The sequence below is a fragment of the Bacillus sp. 05T22 genome, from assembly GCF_056396765.1.
On record NZ_JBFTMC010000039.1, the window covers coordinates 1 to 16204 of the forward strand.

Below are 16204 nucleotides of genomic sequence, written 5' to 3' on the forward strand. Positions count from 1 at the left end.
GAATATTCCTACATACGTAAAGGAGGGCTATAAAATGAAACTGATGGAACAGCAAATGCATGAACTAGGTGGTTTACGTGTACATATGATTCCGACAGATAAATATAAAACAAATACATTTGTATTTCGCTTTAAAGCACCTTTAAATGAAGAAACGGTGACAGAGCGTGCTTTATTACCATATGTATTGCAAAGTGCAACAGAAAAACTACCATCTGTAATTCGTCTTCGCCAATATTTAGAGGAGTTGTACGGTTCTTCTCTGGCGGTAGATGTAAGTAAAAAAGGGGAAGATCATATCATCTCTATTTATGTGGATATTGCCAACGAAACATATTTACAAGATGCACCGCCGTTGTTTGAAAAAGCACTGTCTATGCTGTCTGATATTGTATTACACCCAGCAACGGAAGGGAGCGGTTTTTTATCATCAATTGTAGAAAGTGAAAAAAGAGCGCTCGTGCAACGAATTGAAGCTACATATGATGATAAAATGCGCTATGCGAATGAACGATTAATAGAAGAAATGTGTAAAGTAGAACCATATCGTTTAAGTGCAAATGGTCAAAAAGAGCGCGTTGCCTCCATTACAAATGAAACTTTATACCGCTATTATCAAAATGTGTTAGCGGAAGATGAAATGGATCTATATATCATTGGTGACATAGATGAAGATGCGGTTGACTTAGTAGGTAAATACTTTTCAATCGCGCCTCGTACAGCAAAAGACAAAAATGTCATTCTTCATAAGCGAAATAATGAAGAACAAGAAATTGTTGAAAAACAAGAATTAAAGCAAAGTAAATTAAATATCGGATATCGCACATATATTACGTACCGTGATGAGGATTATTTTGCGCTACAGCTGTTTAACGGGTTATTTGGTGGATTCTCACATTCGAAATTATTTGTGAATGTACGTGAAAAAAACAGTTTAGCCTATTATGCAGCGTCGCGTTTTGAAAGCCATAAAGGTCTTCTCTTTGTTATGTCGGGAATTGAAGCGAAAAATTATGAAAAAGCAGTCGAGATTATTAAAGAGCAAATGAAAGCAATGCAAAACGGTGACTTTTCAGAAGAAGAAATTCATCAAACAAAGAGTGTAATTCAAAACCAAATTTTAGAGGCAATTGATACACCGCGTGGTTTCGTAGAAATGCTTTATCATGGCGTCATTGCAGAACGTACCCGTCCAGTAGAGGAATGGTTAACTGGAATTGAGCGTGTTACAAAAGAGAAAATTGTAAAGGTTGCCAATAATATTGAGCTAGATACGATTTACTTTTTACACGGAACGGAGGGAGAATAGATGGAGAAAATTTCTTATGAACAATTAAAAGAAACACTTTATTATGAAAAGCTTCCAAATGGGTTAGATGTATATATATTGCCGAAGCAAGGATTTAATAAAACTTTTGCGACGTTTACAACAAAATATGGTTCCATTGATAACACGTTTGTTCCACTTGGAAAAGAAGAAATGGTTCGAGTGCCAGATGGGATTGCTCATTTTCTTGAGCACAAATTGTTTGAAAAAGAAGATCATGATGCGTTTCAGTTGTTTAGTAAACAAGGTGCTTCTGCGAATGCGTTTACATCATTTACGAGAACAGCGTACTTGTTTTCATGTACATCAAATGTAGAACAAAATTTAAATACATTATTAAATTTTGTTCAGGAACCTTATTTCTCTGAAAAAACAGTTGAAAAGGAAAAGGGAATTATTGGTCAAGAGATTCAAATGTATCAAGATAACCCGGATTGGCGTTTGTATTTTGGCTTAATCGATAGTTTATTTGTCAAACACCCAATTAAAATTGATATTGCAGGAACAATTGAGTCCATTAGTAAAATTACAAAAGACTTATTGTATGAGTGCTACGAGACATTTTATCATCCTAGCAATATGTTGTTATTTGTTGTAGGAGCAATTGACCCAGAAAAAACAATGAACTTAGTACGTGAAAATCAGGCGAAAAAAGATTATAAAAATCAACCAGAAATCGTACGTTCGTTTGAAGATGAACCAGAATCAGTAAATGAAAAGAAAAAAATTATTTCTATGCCTGTTCAAACACCGAAATGTTTAATAGGCATAAAGGCGACTGGGCTTAAAGAAAAAGGGCAAGAGCTTTTAAAACAAGAGATCGCGCTTACATTACTTTTAGATTATTTATTTGGGAAAGGATCAGTTCATTATGAGTCTTTATATAATGAAGGACTTATTGATGACTCATTCTCTTATGATTATACAGAAGAAAGTAACTTTGGTTTTGCGATGGTTGGTGGTGATACGAAGCAACCTGATGAGCTAGCTGAACGTTTAAAAGGTGTTTTACTACAGACTAATTATAATGAATTAGATGAGAATGCGTTAGAGCGTGTAAAGAAAAAGAAAATTGGCGGCTTTTTACGATCGCTTAACTCACCTGAATATATTGCAAATCAATTCACAAGGTATGCGTTTAATGAATCTAGTTTGTTTGATGCTCTGTCCGTTTTAGAGGGCTTAACTGTTCAAGATTTACAAGAAGCAGCCAAAGTATTTTTATCCGAAGAAAGAATGAGTATTTGCCAAGTCTTGCCGAAGAAATAAAATGAAACATGAATAAGTGGGGCTTAAGCCTTACGATTTAGAACTTTACGGACAGTTTATCCCCCACCTAACCTTTTGGCTATTGCTGAATTGTAAGGTGGGGGTATTATTTGTTTGTGAATACATGATAAGATTAGTGATTTGAAAGAGTTTCTCTGTAGAGGAAAGATAAGAGAGGATACATATGACAAAGTTTGCATTAGTGACTGGAGGAAGCGGAGGAATTGGCTCTGCAATTTCGAAACAATTAGTTGAAGATGGTTATACGGTGTATGTCCATTACAACAAAAGTGAAGAGAAAATAAAAAAATTAGAACAGCAACTTGGTGCAATCATTCCAGTTCAAGCGAATTTAGCAGCGGTAGATGGCGTGCAAAAGCTCTGGGCGCAAATTCATTATCCGATTGATGTTATTGTGTATGCAGCTGGAAAAAGTATATTTGGTTTGGCGACAGATGTGACAAATGAGCAATTGAATGAGATGGTGGAATTGCAGGTGAAGAGTGTTTATAACCTTCTTTCACTTGCGCTTCCATCGATGATTCGCCTGCGAAGTGGAAATATCGTTGTTATTTCATCTATATGGGGACAAGTAGGAGCGTCTTGTGAGGTGCTGTATTCTATGGTAAAAGGTGCACAAAACTCTTATGTAAAGGCGCTCGCAAAAGAGGTTGCGCTAAGTGGTATACGTGTAAATGGAGTGGCACCAGGAGCCATAGAGACGGAAATGTTAAGTGTGTTTTCAGAAGAGGACAAGAAAGAGATCGCAGAAGAGATTCCAGCTGGAAGGATTGGATTTCCAAAGGAAGTCGCCAAAACTGTTTCTTTCCTTGTATCACCAGGCGCTTCCTATATAACAGGGCAAATTATTGGAGTAAACGGTGGCTGGCATTGTTAAAATAAAAATATGTACATAAAAAGTAAGAAATTGTACAAATTAAGTATGATTGTATTACTTAATAGTGAGGTGCTTAAACATGTCAGTATTAGAAAATTTTGACCAGTGGAAAAGCTTTTTAGGAGAACGTTTAGAACAGGCGCAAGGAAAAGGGCTTGATGGTGGTGCAGTTTCAGATATGGCATTCCGTGTAGGCGATTATTTGGCAAATGAGGTAGAGGCGCGAAATGATCAAGAAAAGTTATTAGCCGAGCTTTGGAAAGTGGCTGATGAACAAGAACAACACATGATAGCTAACTTAATGGTAAAATTTGTACAACATAAGTAAAAAAGAGAGGAGAAAATCCTCTCTTTTTTTTAGGTATTGAAAATACCGTGATTCATTATACATTTATCTTCCCTATTAACGTAAAATCATATAATATAGTACGTAGGTGTAAAGTAAGCAGGGGGAGTGACATTTGATGATTGAATGGTATTTTGAATATGAAATACATAAAAACCGACCTGGCTTGCTTGGTGACGTTTCTTCGTTAATCGGTATGCTTGGTATTAATATTGTCACAATTAATGGTGTAGACAACGCTCGGCGCGGGTTGTTGCTTATGTGTGATAGCCAAGAGCAAATCTCTAGACTTGAATCAATTTTGAATACGATGGATAATATAACGGTAACGAAATATCGTCCACCAAAGCTCAGAGATAGGTTGGCAGTTAGGCACGGTAGGTACATACAGCGAGACGCAGATGATAAGAAAACATTTCGTTTTGTTCGTGATGAATTGGGTTTACTCGTTGATTTTATGGCGGAACTAATGAAAAAAGAAGGGCATAAACTCATCGGAATAAGAGGAATGCCTCGCGTTGGAAAAACGGAATCTATCGTTGCTGCAAGTGTTTGTGCAAATAAGCGTTGGCTATTTGTTTCGTCTACTCTTATTAAACAAACTGTACGCAGTCAACTGATTGAAGATGAGTATAGTGACGATAATATTTTTATATTAGATGGCATTGTTTCAACAAAGCGTGCGAATGAAAGGCATTGGCAACTCGTTCGTGAAATTATGAGGTTACCCGCAACTAAAGTTGTCGAACATCCAGATGTATTTGTGAGTCAATCAGAATATACACTTGATGATTTTGATTATATTATTGAATTGCGTAACGATTATGATGAAGAAATTCAATATAATTTAGTAGATGAAATTGAGCAAGGAGCGCAAAACAATTTCTCTATGTTTGACTTTTAAAGAAATATTGAGGTGTTAGTAGTGACGGAATTAGGACAAAAGCTGAAGGATGCAAGAGAAGCGAAAGGCTTGTCTATTGATCAGCTACATGAGGTAACGAAAATTCAAAAACGGTATTTAGTAACAATTGAAGAGGGCGATTATAGTATATTGCCTGGTGCATTTTATGCACGTGCATTTATTAAACAATATGCGGACGCGGTTGGTCTGAACGGAGAAGAGTTGATTGTAGAGTATCAAAGCGTAGTACCACAATCTGAATCTCATGATGTACCGCAAATATCAAAAGGTCAAAAAACACAAGAAACTATGCAAAAAGCAGCATCGCTTCCAATAGCAGATCATATGTCTAAAATATTGATTGCATTATTGGTAATTGCAGTAGGGATAGCTGTGTGGTTTGTTTTCCAATGGTTAATTGGAAAAGATGAAGGACAAGTAAAACAAACGAAAAGCGAACAAATAGAAGTACAAAAGGCGAAAGATTCGCCGCTTGATGAAAAGAAAGATGAAGTAAAAGCAGAAGAACCTAAAAAAGAAGAGCCAAAGAAAGAAGAACCACCAGCACAACAGCCGCCTGCTGGACAAGAAGAAGTGAAGCTTGTTGGAACAAGTGGTAAGGTATCTACTTTGGAAATTCATAATAATAAAGCACTGGAGTTAGAAATTACAGCGAAGGGTGCAAGTTATGTAGACATTAAAAATGAAGGTGGAAATGTCGTTTTTAATGGTACACTTCAAGAAGGTCAAACAGAAAAACATGATTTAACAACAGCAAAAGAAGTACTTCTCAACATTGGAAGTACACCGAATGTTGAAATTAAACTGAATGGCCAAGTTGTTGCTTTCCCACTAGATCCAGAAAAGGAATATCACCAAAGATTAGTGATTAAAAATCTAGGGGTAGGACAACCTGCACAATAACAGTCATCGCTTCGATGACTTTTTTCCAATGAACAAATGTTTTTGACATGATGGAGGAATAGCTGTGAATTTACCAAATAAAATTACAATATCTCGAATCTGCTTAATTCCAATTTTTTTAGTAATTATGTTAGCTCCTTTTAACTGGGGAACATATACAGTTGGAAATGTAGATTTACCAATTCAACATTTAGTAGGAGCGATAGTTTTCATTGTTGCTTCAGCTACAGATTGGATTGATGGACATTATGCAAGAAAGTATAATCTCGTGACGAATCTAGGTAAGTTTCTTGATCCATTAGCTGATAAGTTACTTGTTTCAGCAGCGCTTATTACATTAGTAGAAATGCAATATGTTCCATCTTGGATTGTTATTGTAATCATTAGCCGTGAGTTTGCTGTAACAGGATTACGTCTTATATTGGCTGGAACTGGTGAGGTTGTTGCGGCGAATATGTTAGGGAAAATTAAAACATGGACACAAATTATTGCGATTTCAGCATATTTATTACATGATGTACCGTTAAATTTAATCCATATTCGGGTTGCGGATATTTCCATATGGATTGCACTTATCTTTACGGTTATTTCTGGCTTGGACTATTTCTGGAAAAATAGAGCTGCTTTTGTAAATTCAAAATAACAGCTTATGGGGGAATCGGAATGAATGCCGAAATTATTGCGGTTGGAACAGAATTGTTACTCGGGCAAATTACAAATACAAATGCGAAGTTTTTATCTGAAAAGTTAGCTTCCATCGGAATGAATGTGTATTATCATACGGTTGTGGGTGATAATAATCACCGTTTACAAGAAGCAATTCAAATTGCTGAGAAACGTGCAGATATACTCATTTTTACCGGTGGATTGGGACCAACAAAAGATGATTTAACGAAAGAAACAATTGCTTCAACCTTACAAGAAGAACTTGTTTATGATGAAGTGGCTTTAACGTCAATTGGCGAGTATTTTAGACGTACAGGACGCGAATTCACAGAAAATAATAAGAAACAAGCACTTGTTTTGAAAGGATCGACTGTATTTGCAAATGATCATGGTATGGCACCGGGTATGGGGCTGGCTAAGAACCAGAAGGTTTATATTTTATTACCGGGCCCGCCAAAAGAAATGAAACCGATGTATACAAGCTACGTAGAGCCGTTTTTACGTAACTTTACAACTGAAGAGCATATATATTCCCGTGTTCTTCGTTTTTTCGGCATTGGAGAATCCCAACTGGAAGTGAAAGTTCAAGACTTAATTGATGGGCAAACGAATCCAACAATTGCTCCGCTAGCTTCAGATGGAGAAGTAACGCTTCGTTTGACCGCTAAACACCATGATGTAAAGCATGCGGAAGTGTTAATTCAACATGTAGAAGATTTGATTTTAGAACGAGTAGGGGAGTTTTTCTACGGATATAATCAAGATTTTCTTCATAATAAAGCGATTGATTTATTGAATAAAAAGGCTTTAACTTTAGCGTGTGCAGAAAGTTTAACAGGCGGTCTGTTTGGAAATCAAGTAACAGAAAATGCCGGCGTATCTTCTGTTTTTAAAGGCGGCGTGATTTGCTATCATAACGATGTGAAACAACATGTTTTACAAGTGCCTGAAGAAATCTTACAAACAGTCGGTGCTGTTAGCGAACAATGTGCCCGTTATCTTGCTGAAAATGTAAAGACACTATTGAAGGCAGATATTGGGATTAGCTTTACTGGAGTGGCAGGACCGGGTGCTTCGGAAAATAAAGAGCCTGGTACTGTTTTTGTAGGTTTAGCGATAAAGAATGAACCAACGTTTGTTTTTCCTCTTAAATTAAGTGGAAGTCGTCAGCAAATTCGAGAACGCTCTGTGAAATATGGATTTTATCATTTATACAAAAAACTAGAAGAGATGTAAGTTTCTTCTAGTTTTTTTGTGATGAAAAATGAAACTTTTTCCATGGAAAACAAAAAAACGAATAAACGTTCGATTTTTGTTGGCAAATTGATATGAAAATAGGTATAATAAGATTAGCAATTCAGTTAAGGAGGAATTTTGAATGAGTGATCGTCAAGCGGCATTAGATATGGCGTTAAAACAAATAGAGAAGCAATTTGGTAAAGGTTCCATTATGAAATTAGGAGAACAGGCAGAACGTAGAATTTCTACAATTCCAAGTGGTTCATTAGCACTTGATGTAGCTTTAGGTGTTGGTGGTTACCCGCGCGGACGTGTTATCGAAATTTATGGACCTGAAAGCTCAGGTAAAACAACGGTTTCCTTACATGCGATTGCAGAAGTGCAACGTCAAGGTGGACAAGCAGCATTTATTGATGCAGAACATGCGATGGATCCTGTATATGCACAAAAATTGGGTGTTAATATTGATGAGTTACTATTATCACAGCCTGATACAGGAGAACAAGGTCTAGAAATTGCAGAAGCTTTAGTACGAAGCGGTGCAATTGATATTATCGTAATTGACTCTGTAGCGGCTCTTGTACCAAAAGCGGAAATCGAAGGAGAAATGGGTGACTCTCACGTCGGTTTACAAGCACGTCTAATGTCACAAGCACTTCGTAAGCTTTCCGGTGCGATTAACAAATCGAAAACAATTGCAATCTTTATTAACCAAATTCGTGAAAAAGTTGGGGTTATGTTCGGGAACCCAGAAACAACTCCAGGTGGTCGTGCGTTGAAATTCTATTCAACAGTTCGTCTTGAAGTGCGTCGCGCTGAGCAATTAAAGCAAGGTAATGATATTGTTGGTAACAAAACAAAAATAAAAGTAGTGAAAAATAAAGTAGCACCTCCTTTCCGTGTTGCTGAAGTTGATATTATGTACGGAGAAGGGATTTCAAGAGAAGGCGAAATTTTAGATATGGCTTCTGAACTTGATATCGTTCAAAAAAGTGGTGCTTGGTACTCTTATAATGAAGAACGTTTAGGACAAGGGCGCGAAAATGCAAAACAATTCTTAAAAGAAAATCCAGAATTAAGAGATGAAATTGCATTCTTTATTCGTGAACATCATGGTATTGGTGAAGATTCTGGAAACTTAGAAGAAGGCGCTATTGTAGATTAACAAAAGACACGATTTCGTGTCTTTTGTTTTTTATTTCACAATAATATGTAGCAAGGCCTTTCATTCAGGCGTTCTCCCTTGTTAAAACTGATTAGGTAAGGGGTGTCATCGTTGGTGAATATAAACTTTTTTCGTTAAAAGGAGATTTATATGACAAAGGTAAAGAAAGTAAAAGTAGACAACGCTTGACAATGAAAATTGCGATAGATACAATGAGAATGTATATTTTTTCTTATATACGATACACTCTTCTCTAGAAGAGAAGTAACATTCGGAGTAGGTTCTATACCTTTTCGAAATAATAATATGACATTTTAATTGTGAAATGAAGAAAGTCCCTTAAAAAGCGGGGCGACGGTCTTTGCTGTACGTTGCAAATTAATGTACATGCCGACAGTCTTTTTTCATTCATGGCAAGGGGAGGTGAAATCATGAGTAGTAGTACATTAATTTGGATACTCATCTCCATTTTGCTTGCAACAGTCGGTGCAGTTGTTGGCTTTTTTGTTCGAAAGTCTATTGCAGAAGCGAAGATTAATGGTGCAGCAAACGAAGCGAGACGCATTTTAGAAGATGCAAATCGTGAAGCAGAGGCACTTAAGAAGGAAGCGCTTTTAGAAGCAAAGGATGAAATTCATACACTTCGTACAGAAGCTGAATTAGAAATTCGTGATCGTAGAAGCGAATTACAAAAACAAGAAAATCGTTTAATGCAAAAAGAAGAGAACCTTGATCGTAAAGACGAGACGCTCGATAAACGTGAGCAGATGTTAGAAAAGAAAGAGGAATCTCTTGTAGCGAGACAACAACAGATTGAAGAGTTGGAAAGCAAAGTGGGAGAGTTAGTTCAAAAGCAGCAAACGGAATTAGAGCGCATTTCCAATCTGACACGCGAACAAGCGAAAGCAATCATTTTAGGGAAAGTGGAAAGTGAAATTTCTCATGAAATTGCCGTTATGGTAAAAGAAAGTGAAGTTCGTGCGAAAGAAGAGGCAGATAAGAAAGCAAAAGAGATTTTATCTCTTGCAATGCAAAGATGTGCAGCTGATCATGTTGCTGAAACAACCGTTTCGGTTGTAAATCTTCCAAATGACGAAATGAAGGGACGTATTATCGGGCGTGAAGGTCGTAATATTCGTACGTTAGAAACGTTAACAGGTATTGACCTTATTATTGATGATACGCCAGAAGCGGTAATCCTATCAGGGTTCGATCCAATTCGTCGTGAAACAGCTCGTATCGCTCTTGATAAGCTCGTACAGGATGGACGTATTCACCCAGCGCGTATTGAGGAAATGGTCGAAAAATCGAGACGTGAAGTGGATGAGTATATTCGCGAAGTTGGGGAACAAACAACATTTGAAGTAGGTGTCCACGGATTACATCCAGATTTAATTAAAATCTTAGGTCGTTTGAAATACCGTACAAGTTATGGACAAAATGTGTTGAAACACTCTATGGAAGTAGCGTACTTAACAGGACTTATGGCAGCGGAGCTTGGCGAGGACGAAAAATTAGCAAGACGTGCGGGTCTATTGCATGATATCGGAAAAGCAATTGACCATGAAGTAGAAGGTAGTCACGTTGAAATTGGTGTTGAACTCGCAACGAAATATAAAGAGCATCCGGTTGTTATTAATAGTATCGCATCTCACCATGGTGATACAGAACCAACTTCTATCATTGCAGTTTTAGTTGCAGCAGCGGATGCGTTATCAGCTGCAAGACCAGGAGCTCGTAGTGAAACGCTTGAAAACTATATTCGTCGTCTTGAAAAGTTAGAAGAGATTTCAGAATCCTATGAAGGAGTAGAAAAATCTTTTGCAATTCAAGCAGGACGTGAAGTTCGCATCTTGGTAAAACCGGATACAATCGATGATTTAGAAGCCCATCGTTTAGCGCGTGATATTCGAAAACGTATTGAAAATGAATTGGATTATCCAGGACATATTAAAGTAACAGTTATTCGTGAAACACGTGCAGTGGAATACGCAAAATAAAGTGGTGAAACGCCACTTTATTTTTTTGTGTTGGGATTGGGCAATATAAAATAAATCGTTTGCAAATCACTTTATTCGATTTCCATTCTAGTTGGCTAGAATGGAAGAAGAATTTTAATGAGCAGTTTGTTTTTCTTATAAGTGAGTAATAAAATACGTAGTACATAGAAAGGGTAAGACATATGAGAATTTTATTTGTTGGAGATGTAGTAGGATCCCCTGGAAGAGGTATGATTCAACAATACGTACCGGCGTTAAAGAAAAAATATACGCCTACTGTAACAATTATTAATGGAGAAAATGCTGCAGGTGGTCGTGGTATTACAGAGAAAATTTACCGAAACTTTTTAGAGTGTGGTGCACAAGCAGTTACGCTTGGGAATCATGCTTGGGATAACCGTGAAGTGTTTGAGTTTATTGATGATGCAAAATATCTTGCAAGACCAGCCAATTTCCCAGAGGGAACACCGGGAAAAGGACTTATTTTTGTAAATTGTAACGGTACCGAAGTAGCGGTAATTAATTTACAAGGACGTACGTTCCTTCCGCCAATTGATTGCCCGTTCCGAAAAGTGGATGAATTAATTAACATTGCCAAAAAACGTACAAATATTATCTTTATTGATTTTCATGCTGAGACAACAAGTGAAAAACAGGCGCTTGGTTGGTACGTAGATGGACGTGCTACGGCAGTCGTAGGGACACATACGCATGTTCCAACAGCAGATAATCGTATTTTACCAAGCGGAACAGCTTATATTACAGATGTTGGAATGACTGGTCCGTATGATGGGATTTTAGGTATGGATCGTGAGGCTGTACTGAAGAAATTTTTAACGAATTTACCTGTACGTTTTGAAGTAACAAATGGAAGAACACAACTAAGTGCAGTATTAATTGATGTGGATCCAAATACAGGAAAAGCGAAAAAAATTGAGCGTATTTTAATCAATGATGATCAACCATTTTTCGAATAAGATTATTTAAAAGTTAGAAAAAACATTATATTTTAATTTTTTAGAAAAATTACAGAAATTTAGCAGGAATACATGTCTCCCCTCGTGAATATAAGTTAAAGTGAAATCAATCGCTAATACTTTTTAAAGAAACGAGGAGGAAACGAGGAATGGAAATATTAAAAGTTAAAGCAACTTCGGTCCCTAACTCTGTAGCCGGTGCACTTGCTGGAGTTATTCGCGAACGCGGAACAGCAGAAATCCAAGCTATTGGCGCAGGTGCATTAAATCAAGCTGTGAAGGCAGTAGCAATTGCAAGAGGGTTTGTAGCGCCTAGTGGTTTGGATTTGATTTGTATCCCAGCTTTTACAGACATTATGATTGATGGTGAAGAACGTACAGCAATAAAATTAATTGTAGAACCTCGTTAAGTTTGAACAACCTGTTTGCTTTTATGCAAACAGGTTGTTTTTATGGGGAAGGGGAAATGAAAGTGAAAGTGTTTGATGCGCACTGTGATGTACTATGGCAACTATGGAGTGCAAAAGGAAAGAAGAATTTTCAAAATGATCCGTCTTTACATATTACATTTGAACAATTGGAGCAAAGAAAAGGAAGCGTACAATGCTTTGCGATATATGTACCTGAAATCGTACCATATGAACAACGTTTTGAAGCTACGTTAGCTTTGATAGATATATTTTATAAGCAGGTTTTATCGTTACCAAACATGAAATTGATTCAGACAAAAAAAGATATAACGCAGTTAGAACCAAATGAAATTGGCGCGATTTTAACATTAGAAGGCGGCGAAGCAATTGGAAAAGAAATGATGAAATTGCGCACGCTCTATCGTTTAGGAGTCCGATCTATGGGACTCACGTGGAATCATGCGAATTTATTAGCTGATGGAGCACTGGAAACAAGAGGAGCGGGACTTACTGCGTTTGGTAAGAAGGTTGTAGAAGAGCTGAATTCGTTTCGTTTATGGACAGATGTGTCTCACTTAAATGAAAAAGGTTTTTGGGACGTGATGGAAATTGCTCAATATCCAATTGCATCACATTCAAATTGTTATGGGCTTTGTCAGCACCCGCGTAATCTGAAAGATGAACAAGTACAAGCACTTATTCAAAAAGATGGTGTAATTGGTGTAACGTTCGTTCCAGAGTTTTTAACCAACCATAGGCCTGCTTATATGGATGACATATTACGGCATGTGGAGCGCATTTGTTCGCTTGGAGGAGAGCGCAATATAGGATTTGGTTCGGATTTTGATGGTATCACAGAAATGGTTGTCGGTGTGGAAGCGTATCGGTGTTATGAATATGTAATCAATGAACTGAGTAAGCGATACAGTGAAACAAATGTTCAAAGCTTTTTATATGATAATTTCATTAATCATATTTCTTTCTAGTTGCTTATTGTTTAATGTTTTTTTATTTGAAAATAAAAAGTTAGAAAAATTAAAAAATTCGAATGAAATTCAGGCCAAATTATTGCATTTTTTTCAGTGTAAGGCTAGAATTGTAGACGAATTAAGATTATGCAAAACATTCAGGGAAGTCTGAAGAGGTATAATTTGTGTCCATTGTAGTTTCTTTGCATAAAAAGTGCTACACTATTACTGTAAAAAAATACACTACAATGAATGCAGCCAAAAGGGGTGTAGGAGATGATTAGTCAACTTTCATGGAAAGTTGGAGGACAACAAGGTGAAGGAATTGAAAGTACAGGAGAAATCTTCTGTATTGCATTAAACCGCTTAGGGTATTACCTATACGGTTACCGCCACTTTTCATCACGAATTAAGGGTGGTCATACAAATAATAAAATTCGCGTAAGTACAACTGAAGTACGCGCAATATCAGATGATTTAGATATTTTAATTGCTTTTGATCAAGAAACAATTGATTTTAACTTCCACGAACTACGACCAGGTGGAATTGTTGTTGCAGATGCAAAATTTAATCCAACTATACCAGAAAGTTCAGATGTAAATCTATATGCAATACCGTTTACAGATATTGCCTCTGAATTAGGGACATCACTAATGAAAAACATGGTTGCCATTGGAGCATCTAGTGCAGTATTAGGGTTAGATGAAACTGTGTATTTAGAAGTTGTTGAAGAAATTTTCGGTCGCAAGGGAGAGCAAGTCGTTAAAAAGAATATGGAAGCAATCAAACGCGGCTCTCAATATATGAAAGAATTACTTGGTGAGAAAGTGAATATGATGCAGCTTGAAAAAGCTGATGGTCAAAAACGTATGTTTATGATCGGTAACGATGCAATTGCATTTGGCKCAGTAGCTGGTGGAGCGCGCTTTATGTCAGCATATCCAATTACACCTGCCTCTGAGATTATGGAATACTTAATTAAAAAATTACCAAAAGTAGGCGGAACAGTCATCCAAACAGAGGATGAAATTGCTGCTTGTACAATGGCAATTGGTGCGAACTATGCGGGTGTACGTACCCTAACAGCATCAGCAGGACCTGGTTTATCTTTAATGATGGAATCAATTGGTTTAGCTGGTATTACGGAAACACCTCTTGTAATCATTGATACACAGCGTGGTGGTCCAAGTACTGGTTTACCAACAAAGCAAGAGCAATCTGATTTAATGGCGATGATTTACGGGACACACGGTGAAATTCCAAAAATCGTAATGGCGCCAAGTACTGTTGAAGAAGCGTTCTATGATATCGTAGAAGCATTTAACCTAGCGGAAGAATATCAAGTTCCTGTTATTTTCTTAACAGATTTACAGCTTTCTTTAGGAAAGCAAACAGTAGAACCATTGAAGTTAGACAGAGTAGAAATTCGCCGCGGTAAGCTTGATTTACAGGTAGAGTTACCAGATCGTGAAAATAAAGCTTACTTTAAACGTTATGAAGTGACAGAAGATGGTGTTTCACCACGTGTTTTACCTGGTATGAAAAATGGTGTTCACCATGTGACAGGTGTAGAACATGATGAAACTGGTAAACCATCTGAATCAGCACTGAATCGTAAAGCACAAATGGACAAACGTTTCCGTAAAATGGAGAATTTAAAGTTTAATACCCCTGTTTACAAAAATGTTAAGTATGATGAAGCTGATGTATTGTTAGTTGGCTTTAACTCTACTCGTGGTGCAATTGAAGAAGCAATGGAGCGTTTAGAGCAAGAAGGATTAAAAGTAAATCATGCTCATGTTCGTTTAATTCATCCGTTCCCAACTGATGAAATTCTTCCACTTGTAAAGGGTGCAAAGCGCGTTGTTGTAGTAGAAAACAACGCAACTGGTCAGCTTGCTAACATTATGAAAATGAATCTTGGCAATGGTGAGAAAATTTCTAGTCTGTTAAAATATGACGGGAATCCATTCCTACCAAAAGAAATTTACAACGAATGCAAAAAAGGGGTTGTATTAAATGGCAACATTTAAGGACTTTCGGAACAGTGTAAAACCAAACTGGTGTCCAGGTTGCGGAGACTTCTCGGTGCAAGCTGCGATTCAACGTGCAGCAGCTAACGTTGGTTTAAACCCAGATGAATTAGCTGTTATTTCTGGAATTGGCTGTTCAGGTCGTATTTCAGGTTATATTAATTCATATGGTGTTCATAGTATTCATGGGCGTGCACTTCCAATTGCACAAGGTGTAAAAATGGCAAACCGTGATTTAACAGTTATCGCATCTGGTGGTGACGGAGATGGCTTTGCAATCGGTATGGGACATACAATTCATTCGATTCGTCGTAACATTGACATTACGTACATCGTTATGGATAACCAAATTTACGGTTTAACAAAAGGTCAAACTTCACCACGTAGTGAAGCGGGATTTAAAACGAAAAGTACACCGCAAGGTTCAATTGAACCAGCGTTATCTGTGATGGAAATGGCGTTAACAGCTGGTGCAACTTTTGTGGCACAAAGCTTCTCTAGTGACTTAAAAGAATTAACGCAGCTTATCGAAGCTGGTATTCAGCATAAAGGATTCTCTTTAATTAATGTATTTAGCCCATGTGTAACTTATAATAAAGTAAATACGTATGACTGGTTTAAAGAAAATTTAACAAAATTAAGCACAATCGAAGGATACGATCCATCTAATCGTATGATTGCTATGCAAACATTAATGGAAAACAAAGGTTTAGTAACAGGCTTAATTTATCAAAATACAGAGCAGCCTTCTTACCAAGAACTTGTAAAGGGATATAGCGAAAAACCTTTAGTGCAAGCTGATTTACAAATGGATCAAAAAATGTTTGATGAACTTGTTGCTGAATTCATGTAATCATAATAAAAAGCTGCTTAATGGCAGCTTTTTTATTTACATGGTGAGTAAACAAAAGGAGTTAACTTTTTAATACATTTTGTTTACTCGGAAAATTCAGAATGATAAAATGATAGTGTATCGTCTTGTCAAAAAAATTGGTTTGTGCGCTGTAGTACGTGGGTATGATACTGTCTCTTTGTTGTTAAATTTGGCTAAACACTTTATACTATGATAGTGTGTAT

The 16204-nt window shown here is 36.9% G+C and carries 15 protein-coding genes; all 15 read left to right on the forward strand.

The window, feature by feature from the left end:
- Window positions 1–34 precede the first annotated feature (34 nt).
- The 15 genes from yfmF (at window position 35) to AC1DIT_RS13670 (ending at window position 15980) form a co-directional block, all read left to right on the forward strand.
- Window positions 35–1309: an EF-P 5-aminopentanol modification-associated protein YfmF gene (gene yfmF, locus AC1DIT_RS13600; RefSeq protein ID WP_016133216.1), complete on the forward strand. Its 1275-nt coding sequence runs from the start codon at window positions 35–37 to the stop codon at window positions 1307–1309.
- Complete coding sequence (yfmH, locus tag AC1DIT_RS13605) at window positions 1310–2596, forward strand: EF-P 5-aminopentanol modification-associated protein YfmH (protein ID WP_016115923.1); 1287 nt, start codon at window positions 1310–1312, stop codon at window positions 2594–2596.
- Between the two features lie 184 nt (window positions 2597–2780).
- Window positions 2781–3494 carry an elongation factor P 5-aminopentanone reductase gene (ymfI, locus tag AC1DIT_RS13610; protein WP_016115922.1) on the forward strand — a complete coding sequence of 238 codons (714 nt, stop codon included), beginning with the start codon at window positions 2781–2783 and terminating at the stop codon, window positions 3492–3494.
- 79 nt (window positions 3495–3573) lie between these two features.
- Window positions 3574–3822, forward strand: coding sequence for a DUF3243 domain-containing protein (locus AC1DIT_RS13615; RefSeq protein ID WP_003199403.1), 249 nt, complete (start codon window positions 3574–3576; stop codon window positions 3820–3822).
- 136 nt (window positions 3823–3958) lie between these two features.
- Window positions 3959–4744 (forward strand): DUF3388 domain-containing protein, encoded by a 786-nt coding sequence (locus tag AC1DIT_RS13620; RefSeq protein ID WP_016115921.1) that lies wholly within the window; start codon window positions 3959–3961, stop codon window positions 4742–4744.
- Window positions 4745–4756: 12 nt separating this feature from the next.
- A complete protein-coding gene (locus AC1DIT_RS13625) occupies window positions 4757–5668 on the forward strand; it encodes a RodZ domain-containing protein (protein ID WP_154214601.1) in 912 nt (303 codons plus the stop codon).
- Between the two features lie 64 nt (window positions 5669–5732).
- Window positions 5733–6311: a CDP-diacylglycerol--glycerol-3-phosphate 3-phosphatidyltransferase gene (pgsA, locus tag AC1DIT_RS13630; RefSeq protein WP_016115919.1), complete on the forward strand. Its 579-nt coding sequence runs from the start codon at window positions 5733–5735 to the stop codon at window positions 6309–6311.
- A gap of 20 nt (window positions 6312–6331) precedes the next feature.
- Window positions 6332–7570, forward strand: coding sequence for a competence/damage-inducible protein A (locus tag AC1DIT_RS13635; protein WP_016115918.1), 1239 nt, complete (start codon window positions 6332–6334; stop codon window positions 7568–7570).
- A gap of 142 nt (window positions 7571–7712) precedes the next feature.
- Entirely contained in the window at window positions 7713–8738 is a 1026-nt protein-coding gene (gene recA, locus AC1DIT_RS13640; protein WP_016115917.1) for a recombinase RecA, read from the forward strand.
- 431 nt (window positions 8739–9169) lie between these two features.
- Window positions 9170–10738: a ribonuclease Y gene (rny, locus tag AC1DIT_RS13645; protein WP_016115916.1), complete on the forward strand. Its 1569-nt coding sequence runs from the start codon at window positions 9170–9172 to the stop codon at window positions 10736–10738.
- A gap of 182 nt (window positions 10739–10920) precedes the next feature.
- Window positions 10921–11715 carry a TIGR00282 family metallophosphoesterase gene (locus AC1DIT_RS13650; protein ID WP_003199419.1) on the forward strand — a complete coding sequence of 265 codons (795 nt, stop codon included), beginning with the start codon at window positions 10921–10923 and terminating at the stop codon, window positions 11713–11715.
- A 149-nt stretch (window positions 11716–11864) separates the two neighbouring features.
- Complete coding sequence (spoVS, locus tag AC1DIT_RS13655; protein WP_000404341.1) at window positions 11865–12125, forward strand: stage V sporulation protein SpoVS; 261 nt, start codon at window positions 11865–11867, stop codon at window positions 12123–12125.
- A gap of 23 nt (window positions 12126–12148) precedes the next feature.
- A complete protein-coding gene (locus tag AC1DIT_RS13660; protein ID WP_476998235.1) occupies window positions 12149–13111 on the forward strand; it encodes a dipeptidase in 963 nt (320 codons plus the stop codon).
- A gap of 258 nt (window positions 13112–13369) precedes the next feature.
- The gene (locus tag AC1DIT_RS13665) at window positions 13370–15127 is read left to right on the forward strand and encodes a 2-oxoacid:acceptor oxidoreductase subunit alpha (protein WP_476998234.1); all 1758 of its coding nucleotides are present in this window, start codon (window positions 13370–13372) and stop codon (window positions 15125–15127) included.
- A complete protein-coding gene (locus tag AC1DIT_RS13670) occupies window positions 15114–15980 on the forward strand; it encodes a 2-oxoacid:ferredoxin oxidoreductase subunit beta (RefSeq protein WP_016115913.1) in 867 nt (288 codons plus the stop codon). Before AC1DIT_RS13665 ends, AC1DIT_RS13670 begins: the two co-directional genes overlap by 14 nt.
- The last annotated feature ends 224 nt before the right edge of the window (window positions 15981–16204 follow it).

Excerpts from the sequence above, each read along its gene's own strand:
- recA (WP_016115917.1), top strand. The coding sequence starts at position 7,713 with ATGAGTGATCGTCAAGCGGCATTAGATATGGCGTTAAAACAAATAGAG.
- yfmF (WP_016133216.1), top strand. The coding sequence starts at position 35 with ATGAAACTGATGGAACAGCAAATGCATGAACTAGGTGGTTTACGTGTA.
- yfmH (WP_016115923.1), top strand. The coding sequence starts at position 1,310 with ATGGAGAAAATTTCTTATGAACAATTAAAAGAAACACTTTATTATGAA.
- AC1DIT_RS13620 (WP_016115921.1), top strand. The coding sequence starts at position 3,959 with ATGATTGAATGGTATTTTGAATATGAAATACATAAAAACCGACCTGGC.
- AC1DIT_RS13660 (WP_476998235.1), top strand. The coding sequence starts at position 12,149 with ATGCAAACAGGTTGTTTTTATGGGGAAGGGGAAATGAAAGTGAAAGTG.
- AC1DIT_RS13650 (WP_003199419.1), top strand. The coding sequence starts at position 10,921 with ATGAGAATTTTATTTGTTGGAGATGTAGTAGGATCCCCTGGAAGAGGT.
- rny (WP_016115916.1), top strand. The coding sequence starts at position 9,170 with ATGAGTAGTAGTACATTAATTTGGATACTCATCTCCATTTTGCTTGCA.
- AC1DIT_RS13670 (WP_016115913.1), top strand. The coding sequence starts at position 15,114 with ATGGCAACATTTAAGGACTTTCGGAACAGTGTAAAACCAAACTGGTGT.
- AC1DIT_RS13615 (WP_003199403.1), top strand. The coding sequence starts at position 3,574 with ATGTCAGTATTAGAAAATTTTGACCAGTGGAAAAGCTTTTTAGGAGAA.
- AC1DIT_RS13635 (WP_016115918.1), top strand. The coding sequence starts at position 6,332 with ATGAATGCCGAAATTATTGCGGTTGGAACAGAATTGTTACTCGGGCAA.
- spoVS (WP_000404341.1), top strand. The coding sequence starts at position 11,865 with ATGGAAATATTAAAAGTTAAAGCAACTTCGGTCCCTAACTCTGTAGCC.
- ymfI (WP_016115922.1), top strand. The coding sequence starts at position 2,781 with ATGACAAAGTTTGCATTAGTGACTGGAGGAAGCGGAGGAATTGGCTCT.